This window comes from Actinokineospora spheciospongiae (assembly GCF_003182415.1).
GTDB classification, from domain to species: Bacteria; Actinomycetota; Actinomycetes; order Mycobacteriales; family Pseudonocardiaceae; genus Actinokineospora; species Actinokineospora spheciospongiae.
In genome coordinates this window covers 136,163-151,742 of sequence record NZ_QHCP01000013.1, presented here as the reverse complement: position 1 = coordinate 151,742, position 15,580 = coordinate 136,163, and the positions used below count along the sequence as shown (strand labels likewise).

Here is a 15,580-nt window from a genome sequence, read left to right as displayed (position 1 = left end):
AGCGTGTCACCACCGTGACAACAGCGCTTTCCATACCGGCCGGTAACGCTTCTGTTGTTGTCACCCCCGGCGCAGGACCGAGGGGGTGGTTTGTGGTCCACTGGCAACATCATCTGACACCCCCACCAGCGGATTAGTACGTTCGGGCTCCCCGGTTGTCCGGAGTTGAGCATCCATCAGGTCAAACTTGTCACCGTCGGGTGAACCTGCGGTCGGGGTGGTCATAAATCGGATCGATGCCTTTTCGCAGTGCTTTGCCGCCTGCTTTGTTCGGCGTAAGGCGGGCCGGAAAAATCTCCGCCATTGCTCCGGTGGGGGGCGCTAGGCGCCTTCGCGGACCATTCGCAGATCGTCGCGGCTGTCGCGGATGAGGGCGCACGCCTCGGTCAGGTCCAGCGGGTGGCGGGCGGCGTCGAGCAGGCGGGCCGCCTCGGCGTAGGCCAGGGCGGAGCGGCGGCGCTGCTCGGCGACGATGCCGTTGCAGCGGCGCGGGACCGAGGCCAGTTCGTCGGCCAGCGCGGAGATCTCCAGGGTCACCTCGTCGAGCACGAGCCGGAACCGGGCGCGCGCCCGGCGGGCCCGCCACCGCAGCAGGCAGCGGGCTCCGACAGCGCCGGACAGGAGCGGGACGACGGCGGTGACGGTCCACCACCCGGCGCTCACGCGGCGTCGCCGTCGCCCGCGTGCTCGAAGAGGTCACCGTCGGTCAGGACCCGCTTGAGCACCTTGCCGGTCTGGTTGCGCGGCAGTTCGTCGACGAAGATGACCTCGCGCGGCACCGAGAACCGGGCCAGCCGCTGGTGGACGTAGGCGCGGATGGAGTCCTCGTCGAGCCGGGCGCCGGGGCGCACCACCACGTAGGCCACCAGGCGCTGCCCGTACTCGCTGTCCGGGACGCCGACCACCGCGGCCTCGTCGACCTGCGGCAGGTCGACCAGGACCTCCTCCACCGGGCGCGGGAAGACGTTCTCGCCGCCGGAGACGATCATCTCGTCGTCGCGGCCGGAGACGAACAGGCGCCCGTCGGCGTCGAAGTAGCCGCGGTCGCCGGTGTCCATCAGGTCGTGCCGGATCTCGCGGCCCTGCCCGTCGGTGTAGCCGTCGAAGAGCATGTCGTTGCCGACGAAGATGCGCCCGACGACCCCGGGCGGCACCGGGTCGCCGTCCGGGCCGAGCAGCCCGATCCGGGTGCCCTGCGGTGGGCGGCCCGCGGTGGTGGGCGCGGCGCGCAGGTCGGCGGGTCCGGCCACGGTCGCCGAGGAGACCTCGGTGGAGCCGTAGAAGTTGTAGAGCACGTCGCCGAACTCGTCCATGAAGCCGGTGACGAGCTGGCGGGGCAGGGCCGAGCCGCTGGAGGCGACGATGCGCAGCGAGGAGGTGTCGTAGCGGGCCTTGACCTCGCGCGGCAGGTTCAGGATGCGCTGGAGCATGATCGGCACGGCGAACAGCGCGGTGCACTTCGACTCGGCGATGGCGCGCAGGGTGCCCTCGGCGTCGAAGCGGCGCTGCACCACCAGCCCGGCGCGCAGCGGCATGGCGATCTGCAGCGCGGTCAGGCCCCAACTGTGGAAGATCGGCGCGGCCACGAAGATGCGGTCGCCCGCGCGCAGCGGGATGCGGGAGAGCACCTGGGCGGAGTCGGCCAGGCCCGGGGTGGGCCTGCGGGCGCCCTTGGGGGTGCCGGTGGTGCCCGAGGTGAGCACGATCAGCCTGCCCGGCTCGGCGGGGGCGGGCAGGGTGGTGGTGGCGCCCTCGTCGATCAGCTCGTCGATGGTGGTGTCGGTGTCCTCGGTGGGCCGCCCGGTGCCGATCAGCGGCACGTCCTGGGGCAGGTAGCGCAGCAGCGGGACGAACTCGTCGTCGGCGACGAGGGCGGCCACGGTGTGCCTGCGCACCATGTCGTCGATCTGCGACCCGGCCAGGCCGGTGTTGAGCAGGACGGCGTCCGCGCCGAGCTTGCCCAGCGCCACCAGGGTCTGCACCAGGTAGCGGTGGTTGCGGCAGAGCACGCCGACCTTCTTGCCCGTCCCGGCGCCCAGCTCGGCCAGGCCGTGCGCGAGCCGGGTGCTGCGCGCGTCGACCTCGGCGAAGGTCAGCTCGCCCTCCTCGTCGCCGACGGCCAGCGACTTCGGCGAGCGGGCCGAGGCGGCGCAGTAGCCGCCCGCCAGGGTGGCGCCCCACTTGAACAGGGCGTGCAACTGCCGGACCGTGCGGTCGGGGCGGGCCGGGGAGAAGATGCCCGCGCCGACCAGGGTCTTGGCCACGTGCAGCTTGGTGCCGCCGGGCTCGCGGTGCCGGTCGGCGCGCGCGTCGGGCACCCTGGCCAGGAAGTCGCAGACCCGGCGCAGGCCGTCGCGGGCCCAGGTGCGGATCTCCGACTCCGACCAGGTGGCGCCGCGCTCGTGGCGCAGCATCGGCTTGAAGAACACGATCTTGACCTGGGTGCGGCCGGTGCCCGCGTCGGACAGCCGCAGCGAGACCCAGCCGCCGGTGTCCGGCACGCCCGCGAGCACCAACTGCTCGTCGCGGCGGTTGATCACGGTGCGCAGCCGGTGCTCGATGACGGCGAAGTCGCCGAGGCAGGCGCGCAGCGCGTACTCGTCCGGCGCGCCGTACTCGTCGGTGGCGAGCTTGTCGCAGCTGCTGATGCCGCGGAAGAACCGGGGGTAGCGGTCCGGCTCGCCGAGCACCTCCCAGAGGGCGGACCGGGAGTGGTCCACCGTCATGTCGAAAACCACGCAGTCGGCAGCCATCACAACCGTCCTCGCCTCGCGTCCGCGGTCCGATCGCACCTCGGTTCACCGAATGAATCACCCGAATTAACCCCGGGTCAAGGGCGCGCGCGCAGCTACGGGAAAAGTACTCGGTGAACGCACAATCAGCGGGGGTTTTTGTACCCGGTGGACAGTTCGCCGATCTTGGACCGCGACTGGGTTCGCGGCGGCGACCTGCGGCTATGCCGGGGTGCCGGAGGCCGGGGTGTGGGCCGTACGGAGCAACGCGTCGGCGGCCGTGCGCGCTCCGCCCGCCGCCCGCAGCGACTCGGCGACCGCTTGTGCGTTGGCACGGTATCGAGGTTCCGCGAGAATCCCGTCGAGTGCTTTTCCGAGGTGCCCGGCCCCCGCGCGCGCGAATCGCACCCGCACCCCGGACCCGGTCGCCACGACCTGCTCGGCGACCACCGGCTGGTCGTCGCGGATCGGGGCCACCACCAGCGGCAGCCCGCGGGCCAGCGCCTCGCACACGGTGTTGTGCCCGCCGTGGCAGAGCACCGCCCCGCCGGTGGCCGCCGCCCGGTCGAGCACGGCCTGCTGCGGCACGTGCGGCAGCGCCAGCACGTTCGGCGGCGGGTCGGCCAGCGCGCCACCGGGGTCGACCACGACGGCCTGCAGGCCCGGGCGCTCGGCCAGGGCGGCGGCGCACTCGCGCAGGAACCGGTCCCCCGCGTCCGCGCTGACGGTGCCCAGGCTGACCAGCACCAGCGGGCGGTCGTCGAGGCGGTCCCAGGGGAAGTCGGGGGCGGGGACGTCCGGCCGGGGCACCTGCCCGGCGAAGGTGATCGCGCCGCCGCCGGGGTTGCCCACCGGGCCCGCGAGCGCGGGGCTGGTGAAGGCCAGCAGCAGCAGCGGGGAGAAGCGGGGGTCGGTGGTGGCGGCCGGGTCGCCGAAGCGGGCGCGCAGGTCGGCAAGCTGCCCGGCCACCCGCTCGGCCACCGCGGGCACCAGCGCCAGCGGGTCGGTCAGCTCCGCGGAGGTGCTCGCCGAGGTCACCCAGGGCAGGCCCGCGCGCTCGGCGGCGAACGCCCCGGCGAACGCCTGCTGGTCGGCGACCACCAGGTCCGGGGCGGTGTCGGCGATCGCGCGCTCGACGCCGGGGGCCATCGCCTCGGTCAGCGGCACGAAGACGTGGTCCCACAGGTGCTTGAACGCGGCGAAGCCCGAGGCCGCGGGCCTGGGCACGTCCGGGTGGGACCGGCAGGGCCGCACGACAGCGCTGTCGGGCAGCATCCGGCGCAGCAGGTCGGGGTCCCCGGCCCAGACGACCTCGTGGCCGCGCGCGCCCAGCTCGGCCGCCACCCCCACCAGGGGGCTGACGTGGCCGGTGAACGGCGGCACGACCAGGAGGAGACGGCTCACGCGGCCGCCCGCTCGTGCAGCGAGTCGACCCAGTCGAGCACCAGCTCGCGGACCGTGCGGTGCCGCTCGACGAGCACCGAGTGGTTCTGCCCGGCGATGACCTCGGTGCGGCAGTCCGGCAGCAGCCGCCCCACCGCGGCCAGGTCGTCGCTCTGGAACCCGTCGCTGCCCAGGATCGACAGCACCGGGCAGCGGATGGCGGCCAGGCCCTCGGCGTCGAGCAGCGGGCCCGATGGCACGTCCTCGACGATGCTGGTGGCCCGGATCATCGCCGCCGCGCCCTTGGCCAGCCGGGCGTGGTGGGCGCCGAAGGTCTCCGCCAGCCAGCGCAGGTTGTCCTCGTCGTCCATCGCGGCCACGGTGTTGCGCAGGGTGCGCGCCATCTTCGCCGACCAGTCGCCGGTGGCGGGCTCGGCCTCGATGGACACGATCCCGGCCACCCGGTCGGGGTGGCGGGCGGCGAAGCTGAAGGCGATGGTGCCGCCGAAGCTGTTGCCGACCAGGTGCACCGGCCCGGCGACCCCGGTCCGGTCGAGCAGTTCGGCCAGGTCGTCGACGAAGTCGTCGAGGGTGTAGCCGGTGGCCGGGCGCTCGGAGCGGCCGTGGGCGCGCAGGTCGTAGGTGAACACGTCCATGCCCGCCTCGGCCAGCGGGGCGGCGAGGGTCAGGTAGAAGCTGGCCAGGCTGTCGTAGCCGAGGCCGTGCACGAACACCACGGTCGGCGGGGTCGACGCGCCCGCGTTCTTCGCGGGCATCCGCTGGTAGTGCGTGCGGACGCCGTTGACCTCGATCATGGCCATGTCAGTGCCCCGCGGTGTCGGACCCGGCGGTGCTGGATTCCGAGGTGCTGGACTCCACGAAGGACACCAGGTCGCCGACGGTGATGCCGATGACGTCGTCGAGGTCCTTCTCGGCCAGGAAGGCGGCCAGGTTGACCTGCTCGCCGTAGTGCTCGGCCAGCATCTGCCCGACCGCCACCAGGTCGATGCTCTCCAGCCCGAGGTCGTCGTGGAAGGTGGTGTCCTCGGTGATCTCGGAGTCGTCCAGGCCGTACTGGTCGAGCACCTTCTCCAGGACGTCGGTGATCACGGCGAGGATCTCGGTGCGGGTTTCCCGGCTGACCGGCGTGCGGAACTGGGTCACTGCTGCTCCCTCGGGTTCGGTCGGGCCGTGTGCGCCACGGCGTACCTGCGGTCCGGCAGCCCGGGCGGGCTGCCGACGATCTCGGTGGTGGCGGTTCCCCGCCCGGCCCGGGCCAGGGCGGCCGCCTCGGCGGTGGCGGGGTCGCCGGTCACCTCGACCACGGCGACCACCGGCCGGGTGCCGGGGTCGGCGACCACGGCGACGCCCAGCTCCCGGCAGGTCGCCACGGCCAGGTCCAGGGCGGGCAGCTCCAGCCCCTGCCTGCCGCGGGCGACGAGCCCGCCGTCGGCGCCGGTGGCGATCTCGACCTCGGCGGGGAACAGCGGCCCGAAGCCGGTGTCCCACAGCCTGCCGCGCACGGCGTCCTTGAGCACGATCCGGCCCAGCAGCCACTCGCGGCGCTCGCGCGGGGGGCAGCGCTCGTACTCGGCGCGCTCGGCGGCGCCCAGGTACTTGCGCAGGTAGAACTCGCGGGAGGCCAGCGACGCCCACCGCTCGTCGGCGCGCCACCAGCCGCCGTCGTGCCGCCGCGAGAGCGTGCTGGTCTCGGGGAAGCGGTGCACGGCGCTGATGTCGGGGTCGCTGTCGAAGCGGTGGTCGACCCACCCCTCGATGTCGACGACGGTCCGCCCGCCCGCGCTGAGCCGCAGGTCGACCGTCGCCTCCCGGTCGTCGACCGACACCAGCCGCAGCGCGCAGTCCACAGTGGAACCGGCAACGGGTTCCGGGGCGTGGAAGCGGATGCGGCGCACCGACACCGGGAAGGCGATCCAGCGGCGCGGGTGGCACTCCACCAGCCACTGGCCGATGAGCTGACCCGCGTTGTCCAGCAGCGCCCCCGGCGCGGCGGGAGCGGTCAGCTCGGCGCGGGCGGAGGTCTCGGACATGCCCACCGTGCGGGTGATGCCCTGGTAGGCCGGACCGTGGAACAGCCAGCGCTCGTCGTAGAGGCGGGCGGCGGTCAGCGCGGGCGGGCGCTCGTCGGCGGCGGGCTCCCACGGCAGCGGGCCGGGGGCGTACTCGTCGCCGAGGAGGACCAGGGCGTCGGCGTACTGCCCCACGCGGACCTGGAGCCGGTCGGTGCCCATCGGGCGGACGGTGATGGTGAGGGTGTGCGCGGGGGCGGCGACGAGCCACTGGTGCAGCCGCAGCCCCTCCACCCCGGTGACCACGCGGCCGGGTGCGGCGGCCTCGGCGGCGCGCACCATGTGCCAGAGCACGGTGGTGGCGGGCATGACCGGGCGGCGGTCGGTCTCGTCGGTCCAGCCGGGGCGCTGGTGGGCGAAGCAGTGGTCCAGCAGGTACGGCATGTCCCGGGTGGACACGGTCAGGCTGGTCTCCAGCACCGGCTCGGGCACCGCGGCGGCCGGGTGGGCGGTGGGTGCGGCGGCGTGCGGTGCGGTGCTGCGCGGGGCGGCGGTGGGCGCGGCGGTGCTGTAGGCGGCGGTGCTGTGGGCGGCGGCGAGGACGGCGGTGATCGAGTCGGCGGTCTCCCGCACGAGCGCGTCGAGTTCGGCGAACGCCGGGTAGCGGTCCGCCAGCGCCCGCAGGTCCGCCAGCGCGGAGACCCCCGCCACCGCCGGGACGGGGGGCGCGGCGGCGGGAGCGGACCGCCCGCCGGGAGCTGCGAAGCCCGCACCGGGAGCGGTGGGCAGGGCGGCGGACGCGGCGGAAGCCGGGGTGCCGGTTGAGGCGGGGGCGGCAGCCGGGGTGGCTGAGGCTGCGGTGGTTGAGGTGGTGGCGGAGGCCGGGGTGGCTGAGGTGGCCAGGGCGGCGGTGCCTGCCGAGGTGGCGGCGGTGCCTGCCGAGGTCTGGGCGGCCGGGCGTTGGGCGGACTCGATCCGGGTGGGGGCCTGGTCGAGGGCGGCGAAGTCGGGGGCGGCGCCCTCGACCCAGAGGGCCAGGGCGGTGCGGCGCAGTTGGCGCATCCCGGTGGAGCGGGCGGCGTTGGCGGCGACGGTGAGGTGGTCGTGCTCGCGCAGGGTGTCGTCCACCAGCGAGCCGAGCTGCCCCGGTCCGGCCTGCACGAAGGCGCGGATGCCCTCCGCGTGCAGGTCGAGCACCAGGTCGCGGAAGCGCACCGGCTCCAGCAGGTGCCGCACGCACAGCTCGCGGGTGGCGCCGGGGTCGGCGGGGAAGGGGCGGGCGGTGGTGGCCGACCAGACCGGCACGTGCGCCGGGTGCACGCGCAGGCTGGGCACCCCGGACTCGCGGAACGGCGCCAGGTAGGGGGCGAGCATCGGGGTGTGGAAGCCGGAGCGGAAGGGCATGACCTGGCAGATGACCGAGCGGGCGCGCAGGTCCTCCACCACCCCGGCGATCGCCTCGGCGGGCCCGCACACCACGGTCTGGTTGGTGGAGTTCTCGTGCGAGACCACCACCCCCGCCACCCCGTCGACCGCCTCGGCGGCGCGGTCGGCGGGGCAGCCGAGGACGGCGAACTCGACCCCGGGGACGCGCAGCGCGTCGAGGTCGGTGCGGGTGAGCATGGCGTCGAAGTCGGCGCCGGAGAACAGCCCGCCGCAGATCATGGCGGTCCACTCCCCCACGCTGTGCCCGGCGACCGCGGCGGGGGTGATGCCGAGCCTGCGCAGCGCCGCGTCCAGCAGCCTGCCGACGGCGACGACCGAGGCGCCGTGCCTGCCCAGGGTGTCGGTGCTCAGATCCGGGCGCGGCACGCCCAGCCAGTCGGCGACGTCGTCGACGCTGGGGTCGAACTCGGCCTCCAGGCCGGGGTAGAGGAAGGCGATGCCCGCGCCGCCGGGCAGCAGCGGGGCCGGGCTGAACCAGATGTCCTTGCGGGCGCGCCACTCCCGCCCCTTGGCCACGACCTTGCGGGCCAGCGCGAGCCGTTCGTCGGTCGGGTCGAGCAGGCCGAGCCGGGGGCCGGGGGCAGAGGTGGGGCGGCTCGCCCGCAGCTCGACCCCCGGGCGGTCGAGCAGCTCCACCAGCGCCGCGGGGGTGGGCGCGGCGAGGAGCAGGTGCTCGGTGCTCATGCCCGGCTCACCACCCCGAGGCCGTGTAGACGACCGAGCGGACCGACGGCGAACCCCAGGCCAGTTCGGCCAGCAGCGCGGCCACGCCGTCGGCGGGGGCGATGAGCTTGATGCCGCGCTCGGCGTAGGAGCGGCCCAGTTCGGCGCTGACCATGCCGCCGTGCTCGGCGTCCGGCGCCCACGGTCCCCAGTGGACGGTCAGGGCGCGGTGGCCGGTGCGCAGCGCCCACGCCGAGGACAGGGTGTCCAGGGCGTCGTTGGCGGCGGCGTAGTCGGCCTGGCCGCGGTTGCCCAGGGCGGCGGCGATGCTGCCGAAGGACACCACGAACCGGGGTGCGGCGCCGACGTCGTCGAGGCCGTCGAGCAGGGCGGTGAGGCCGTCGACCTTGGTGGTGTAGACGCGGTGGAACGACTCCGGGTCCTTGTCGGCGATGAGCCGGTCCTCGATGACCCCGGCCGCGTGCACGACGCCGTCGATGCGGCCGTGCTCGGCGTGCAGTTGCTTGACCAGCCCGCGCACCGCGTCCGGGTCGCGCACGTCGAGGGTGTGGAAGTCGGCCTGGGCGCCCGCCCGGCGCAGGCCGTCCAGGGTGGCGGCCACCTCGCGGCGGGCCAGGATGTCGCGGGCGGCCCGGTCGACCGCGGCCGGTCCGCTGTGCCCGCCCAGCCCGGCGAGCGCGGCGCGCAGCCCGGCCAGGTCGGCAGCGGCGGCGGTGGCCGGGTGCTCGGCCGCGGTGGGCGGCCCGGTGCGGCCCGCGAGCACGATCCGGCAGCGCGCCGCCGTGGCGAAGGCGGTGGCCACCCTGGCGGTGATGCCGCGGGCGCCGCCGACGAGCAGCACCACCGAGTCCGGGGTCAGGCCGATGGCCTCGGCCTCGGCGTCGCCGGTCCCGGCCGGGCCCGCGCCGGTGGCGGCGAGCGCGCCCAGCGGGGTGGGCACCAGGTCGAAGGCGAGCCTGCTCGCCCCCGCGACCACGACCGGCTCGGCGCCGGGGGTGAGCAGTTCGCCGATGATCGCCCCGGCCGCGTCGGCGGGCAGCCCGTCCCACTCCACCAGCCGGGACGTGGTGTCCGGGTACTCCCGGCGCAGCGTGCGGAAGAACCCGCGCATCCCCGCGGTGCGCGCCGGGTCGCCGTGGGCGACGCCGAGGAGCCAGCGGGGCCGCCGGGTGAGCACGGACCGGAACATGGTGAACGCGGCGGGCAGCAGCGGTTCCTCGGTGGGCAGGCAGACCAGCCCGTCGACCCGGTCGACCCACTCGGCCAGCTCGGGGAACCCGGTCAGCGGCACGGCCAGCGCCCCGCGCGCCGAGAGCTGCCCGGCCAGTTCCTCGACCAGTTCCGGGGTGCCGCCCGCGATGAGGACGGAGCAGCCGAACAGCGCCGCGGGGTCGTCGGAGGGCACCCCGGCCGCGTCGACCAGCCCGAGCACGTACCGCCCCGGCGCCTCCCCCGGCACCTCGGGTGCCCGCACCGCGACGGGGGTGGGAACCGCGGCGGGTGCCTGGGTGGTGGGCGGGGCTGCGAGCAGCGCGGCGAGTTCCGCCGCGGTCCGCGCCCGCACCAGTTCCTCGATGTCGGCCGAGCCGCCGAACCGGGCGATCAGCTCGCCCGCGATCTCGGTCCGCTTGATGGAGTCGACGCTCAGGTCGGCTTCCAGGTCCAGCCCCGGCTCGACCATCTCGACGGGATAACCGGTGCGCTCCGCGATCACGCCGAGCACCGAGCCCAGCGCGTCCTCGACCGGGGCGGCGGGCGCGGCGACCGGGGCGGGCGGCGGGCCCAGCAGCGCGGCCAGCTCCGCGGCGGTCCGCGCCCGCACCAGCTCCTCCACGTCGACCGAACCACCGACCCGGGCCACCAGCTCCCCGGCGATCTCCGTGCGCTTGATCGAGTCCACGCTCAGGTCGGCTTCCAGGTCCAGCCCCGGCTCCACCATCTCCACCGGGTAACCGGTCCGCTCCGCGATCACGCCGAGCACAGTGGACAGCGCGTCCACTGCGGGCGCCGCGTTCCCCACGAGTCCGGTGGCACCCTGCGGCACAGCGGCGCCCACCGGCGCGACGGTGGCCGGTGCGAGCAGTGCCGCCAACTCACCCGCCGTGCGGGCGCGCACCAGGTCCTCGACGTCCGCGCCGCCGCCGAGGCGGGAGCGCAGTTCACCCGCGATCTCCGTGCGCTTGATCGAGTCCACGCTCAGGTCGGCTTCCAGGTCCAGCCCCGGCTCCACCATCTCCACCGGGTAACCGGTCCGCTCCGCGATCACGCCGAGCACAGTGGACAGCGCGTCCACCGTCGGCGCGGGCGCGGCGGGCGTCGGCACGGTCAGCGGGAGCGGTGCGGCGGTCGGCAGCGTGGTCGGCAGCGCGGCGGGCAGGGTGGTCGGCGCGGCGGGAGCGGCGCCGAGGTAGCCGAGCAGCACGTCGCGCTGGGCGGCCATCAGTTCCCGGCTGGAGCGGATGTACTCCGCCACCAACTGGTCCCGCGTGCCTGCCGCGGCGACCGGCACGGGCGCGGCCGAGAGCGGCGCCACCCGGCGGGCGGGCGCGAGCCCCCCGGCGACCGGCTGACCGGACGCGGTGCGCACCAACTGCCCGTCAACAGTCCACTGTGGAGCAGTAGGGGCGGGCAGCGAGCCGACGTCCAGGCCACCGCGGCCCGAGGTGAGCCAGCCGGTGCGCAGCCGCACCCCCGCGACCGCCAACTGGGCCAGCGCGTGCAGCAGCGCGGGCAGCCCACCGTCGCGGGTGGACTCCAGGCTGACGACGGTGTGCGGGCGCTCGCCCAGGGTGGCGCGGACCAGGTTGCCCAGCACCCGGCCGGGCCCGGCCTCCAGGAACACCCGGGCGCCGTCGGCGTACATGGCCTCGACCTGGCCGACGAACAGCACCGGCGAGGCGAGCTGCGCCGACAGCTCGTGCCGGATGCCCGGCGCGTCGTCGACGTACGGACGGGCGGTGCGGTTGGCCCACACCGGCACCCTGGGCGGGGCGAAGTCCACCCCGGCCAGCCGCTCGGCGAACGCGTCGGCGGCCCCGGCGACGACCGGGCTGTGGAACGCGCAGGCCACCTCGATGCGCTTGGCGGGCAGCCCGGCCGCGCGCAGCACCTCGACGGCCTCGGCGACCAGCGCGGTCGGCCCGGAGACCACCATCTGCCGGTGCGCGTTGTGGTTGGCGACCACGACCCGACCGGCCAGCATCGCCGACTCCAGCGCGGCCTGCACCTCGCCGTACTCGCCGGTGACCGCGGCCATCGTGCCCGGGTCCGCGCCCGCGGCGGCCAGGATGGTCTCCGCGCGCACCTCGCTCAGCGGCAGCAGCCGCGCCGGGTCCAGCGACCCGGCCGCGACCAGGGCGACCAGTTCGCCGTAGGAGTGCCCGGCGTACATGTCCGGTTCGACGCCGAGCTTGCCGAGCAGCTCGTTCGCGGCCAGGCCGGTGGCGCCGAGCGCGGGCTGGGCCACCCTGGTGTCGCGCAGCGCGTCGCGCTGGGCGGCGGCGGTCTCGGGGGTGAACGCGTCCGGCGGGAAGATCGCCTCGGCGAGCGCGCCGCGGCCCAGGTGCCTGGCCAGGTCGGGGAAGGCGACGAACAGCTCGGCGAGCATCCCCGGCCGCTGGCTGCCCTGCCCGGGGAACAGCACGGCGAGCTTGCCCGCGGGCTGCCCGCCGGCCCGGTGCAGCCCGGCCTTCGGGTCGGTCTCCCCCGCCAGCGCCCGGCGCAGCAGGGTGGTCAGCGAGTCCAGGTCCGACGCCACGACGGCGACCCGCACCGGGGCGGTCTCCCGCTCGGTGCGCAGCGCGGTCGTGCGGGCCAGGTCGAGCAGCGTCCACGGGTTGCCCGCGGCGGCGTTGGCGGTGGCGGTTTGCAGCAACCGGTCGACCTGGCGGTGCGCGGCGGCGTCGTCGGCGCCGTGGAAGGTGAACAGCTCCGCGGGCCAGCGGCGCACGCCGCGGCGGGTGAACGCGGCCGAGGCGTGCCCGGTGAGCACGACGTGGAAGTTGGTGCCGCCGAAGCCGAAGGCGCTGACCCCGGCCACCCGCTCGGCCGGGTCGCGCGGCCACGGGGTGGCGGTGGCGCGGAAGGCGAGCGGGCCGTCCGGGGTCCAGGCCGGGTTCGGCGCGGTGACGTGCAGGGTGGGCGGGCGGACCCCGGTGTGCAGGGCCATCGCGGTCTTGATCAGCCCGGCCAGGCCCGCGGCGCACTTGGTGTGCCCGATCTGGGACTTGACCGAGCCCACGACGGTGCCGCCGGGGCGGGCGCCCGCCTCGGTGAAGACCTCGGTGAGGGTGCGCAGCTCGGTGCGGTCGCCGACCACGGTGCCGGTGCCGTGCGCCTCGACCAGTTCGACGTCGGCGGGTGAGACCCCGGCGGCTGCGTAGGCGCGGTGCAGCGCGCGGCGCTGGCCGTCGGCGCGCGGGGCGGTCAGGCCGAGGGCCTTGCCGTCGCTGGCGCTGCCGACGGCCTTGATCACCGCGTAGACCCGGTCGCCGTCGTGCTCGGCGTCGGCGAGGCGCTTGAGCACCACGCAGGCCACGCCCTCGCCCAGGGCGATGCCGTCGGCCCGGGAGTCGAAGGTGCGGCAGGCGCCGGTCGGCGACAGCGCGCCGACGGAGGAGAACAGCAGGTAGTCGTCGATGGCGTTGTGCAGGTCGGCGCCACCGGCGAGCATCACCTCGGCGCTGCCGGAGGCGAGTTCCTTGCACGCCACGTCCACCGCGGCCAGCGAGGACGCGCAGGCGGCGTCGACGGTGTAGTTGGCGCCGCCGAGGTCGAGCCGGTTGGCGATGCGCCCGGAGATGACGTTGGCCAGCCTGCCGGGGAAGGAGTCCTCGGTGAGCCGGGGCAGTTGGTCGTCGAGTTCCGGGGGCACCGCGCCGAAGTAGGCGGGCAGCGCCATCCGCAGGTTCGCCGCGGTGGCCAGGTCGGACCCGGCCTCGGCGCCGAACACCACACCGGTCCGGTCGCGGTCGAAGCCGCCGTTGGCGTAACCGGCGTCGACCAGCGCGCGGTGCGCCGCCTCCAGGGCGAGGAGCTGCACCGGCTCGACGGCCGCGAGCGCGGCGGGCGGGATGCCGTAGCGCAGCGGGTCGAACGGGACGGGGTCGAGGAAGCCGCCCCACTTGGACGGGGTGCGGTCGCCGGAGCCGCGGGTGGCCGCGGGGTCGTGGTAGACCTCCGGGTCCCAGCGGTGCGCGGGGACCTCGGTGACGCTGTCGAGGTTGCCGACGACGTTCGCCCAGAACGACGCCAGGTCACCGGCCCCGGGGAACAGGCAGGACATGCCGACCACGGCGATGTCCAGCGGTTCCGGCTCGGGGCGCTGCGGGCGCTCGACGCCCAGTTCGGCGCGCACGGCGACGGCCCTGGCCCGGTGGAACTCCGCGGCCCGGGTGGTCACGTCGGCGTGCAGCCCGGCCACGGTGGTGACGGCCGAGCGCAGCGTGGCGACCTGACCGGCCATGAACAGCCCCTGCTCGAGCTGCCCGGCGGCGTCCACGTCGACCAGTTGCGGCCCCTCGCGGCGCAGTCCCTTGCTGGCGATGCGCAGCCGCCCGGTGTTGAGCCGCTCCAGCTCCTCCCACACCTCGCGCTGCGGCACGCCGGACTCCAGCAGCCGCCTGCCGGTCTCGTCGAAGGTGTCGGTGAACGGGCTGGGCACGCAGCGGGTGGCGTGCCCGGGGGCGGTGCGCAGCACGGCGGTGGTCTCGGCGGCCACGACCTGCCGCTGGAAGGTCTCGGTGACCGCGCCGTGCGCGACGGCCTCCTCGGTGAACAGGTACCCGGTGCCCATGAGCACCCCGACCTCGGCTCCCCGGTCGGCCAGCGGGCCCGCGAGCGCGGCGACCATCGCCGCGGAGCGGGCGTCGTGCACCCCACCGGCGAACAGGACCTGCACACCCGCGACGTCGGGGCGGTCGCGCAGCACGTCGAGCTGGGCCTGCCAGAGCGCGAAGCTGGTGCGCGGGCCGACGTGGCCGCCGCACTCGGCGCCCTCGAAGACGAACCGGCGCGCGCCCGCGTCGAGGAACTGGGTCAGCAGCCCGGGTGAGGGCACGTGCAGGAACGTGGCGATCCCGACGTCCTCCAGCGCCCTGGCCTGGTCCGGGCGGCCCCCGGCGATCAGCGCCACCGGCGGGCGCAGCTCGCGGATCACCTCGAGCTGCGCGGCGCGCAGCTCGGCCGGGGCGAACCCGAGCACGCCGACGCCCCACGGCCGCTCGCCGACCCGGGCGGCGGTCTCGACCATCAGCTCCCGGCTGCGCTCGCCGGAGGACAGCGCCAGCGCCAGGAACGGCAGCCCGCCCTCGGCGGCGACGGCGGCGGCGAACCCGGCGGTGTCGCTCACCCTGGTCATCGGGCCCTGCGCGACCGGCAGCCCGGTGCCCAGCGCGGCGGCCAGCGGCGAACCGGGGCGCAACACGGCCGGGCGGTCCTCGCGCACGGCGTCGCTCACGGCGTTGAGCACAGCGCGGACGGCGCGGGCGACACCGCCGAAGCGGGTCAGGAAGCCCGCGGCGAGGTAGGCGTCCTGGCCGATCGGCAGGCTGCCGGTGGCCGGGGCGCGGCGGGGCAGCACCCGGTGCCCGTCGACGACCACGGTGTCGGTGCCGTCCCCGGTGGACAGGGCGGCGACCAGCGCGTCCGGCACGTCGGCCTCGGGCAGCAGGGCGAGCTGGGTGTCCAGGACGACGCCCGCCGCGCCGCCGACCACGGCCGCGGCGGCGGTGTCCGGGCCGATCCCGCCGCACAGCCACACCGGCAGCGACAGGCCGGGGGCGGACAGGAGCTGTTGCAGCAGCACGAACGCGCCGGTGTCGCCGACCCGGCCGCCCGCCTCGTTGCCGCGGGCGATCACCCCGTCGGCGCCCTGGTCGTCCGCGGCCCTGGCCTCGGCCAGGGAGGTGACCTCGACCAGCACGAAGTACCGGTCGGGCACGTCGGCGACCCGCCAGGCGGAGTCGCCGCCGAGGACCACCACGGCCAGCCGCTCGACCGCCGCGCCGAGCACGGCGGCGACGTCGGCGAACCCGAGGTCGCAGTCGGCGGGCACCCGGATGCCGAAGCGGCGGTCGGCGGGCCAGCCCGCCGCGTAGCGCAGGGCGGCGCGGGCGACCCGGTCGCCCGCGCCGAGGTCGAGCACGCCCAGGCCGCCCGCGGCGCTGACCGCGCCGCAGAGCCCGGCGCAGGGCTGCCCGCCGGGGCCGATGCCCAGCACCAGCTCGGGCCGCTCGTCCCGCGCTCCCGCCGACGCCTCCGTCATCTCCGCGCCTCCGTCGTGTCCGCGTTTCCGCGTGGTGTGGC

At 75.8% G+C, this 15,580-nt stretch carries 7 protein-coding genes; all 7 read right to left on the bottom strand.

The features are described 5' to 3' along the window. Positions 1-321: 321 nt before the first annotated feature. Entirely contained in the window at positions 322-663 is a 342-nt protein-coding gene (locus DFQ13_RS27820) for a hypothetical protein (RefSeq protein WP_035283078.1), read from the bottom strand. Beyond that, entirely contained in the window at positions 660-2,753 is a 2,094-nt protein-coding gene (locus DFQ13_RS27815) for an AMP-binding protein (protein ID WP_035283079.1), read from the bottom strand. Before DFQ13_RS27815 ends, DFQ13_RS27820 begins: the two co-directional genes overlap by 4 nt. A gap of 201 nt (positions 2,754-2,954) precedes the next feature. Beyond that, a complete protein-coding gene (locus DFQ13_RS27810; protein WP_035283080.1) occupies positions 2,955-4,136 on the bottom strand; it encodes a glycosyltransferase in 1,182 nt (393 codons plus the stop codon). Continuing rightward, the gene (locus tag DFQ13_RS27805) at positions 4,133-4,936 is read right to left on the bottom strand and encodes an alpha/beta fold hydrolase (protein ID WP_035283081.1); all 804 of its coding nucleotides are present in this window, start codon (positions 4,934-4,936) and stop codon (positions 4,133-4,135) included. The genes DFQ13_RS27810 and DFQ13_RS27805 overlap by 4 nt, the downstream gene beginning before the upstream one ends. Position 4,937: 1 nt before the next feature. Continuing rightward, on the bottom strand, positions 4,938-5,279 hold the full coding sequence (locus DFQ13_RS27800) for an acyl carrier protein (RefSeq protein ID WP_052021208.1): 342 nt from the start codon (positions 5,277-5,279) through the stop codon (positions 4,938-4,940). Continuing rightward, entirely contained in the window at positions 5,276-8,275 is a 3,000-nt protein-coding gene (locus DFQ13_RS35695) for an acyltransferase domain-containing protein (protein WP_110081921.1), read from the bottom strand. The genes DFQ13_RS27800 and DFQ13_RS35695 overlap by 4 nt, the downstream gene beginning before the upstream one ends. A 7-nt stretch (positions 8,276-8,282) precedes the next feature. Then, entirely contained in the window at positions 8,283-15,539 is a 7,257-nt protein-coding gene (locus DFQ13_RS27790) for a type I polyketide synthase (RefSeq protein WP_110081920.1), read from the bottom strand. Positions 15,540-15,580 lie beyond the last annotated feature (41 nt).

Coding starts and splice junctions, on each gene's coding strand:
- DFQ13_RS27805 (WP_035283081.1), bottom strand. CDS start 4,936: ATGGCCATGATCGAGGTCAACGGCGTCCGCACGCACTACCAGCGGATG.
- DFQ13_RS27815 (WP_035283079.1), bottom strand. CDS start 2,753: ATGGCTGCCGACTGCGTGGTTTTCGACATGACGGTGGACCACTCCCGG.
- DFQ13_RS35695 (WP_110081921.1), bottom strand. CDS start 8,275: ATGAGCACCGAGCACCTGCTCCTCGCCGCGCCCACCCCCGCGGCGCTG.
- DFQ13_RS27790 (WP_110081920.1), bottom strand. CDS start 15,539: ATGACGGAGGCGTCGGCGGGAGCGCGGGACGAGCGGCCCGAGCTGGTG.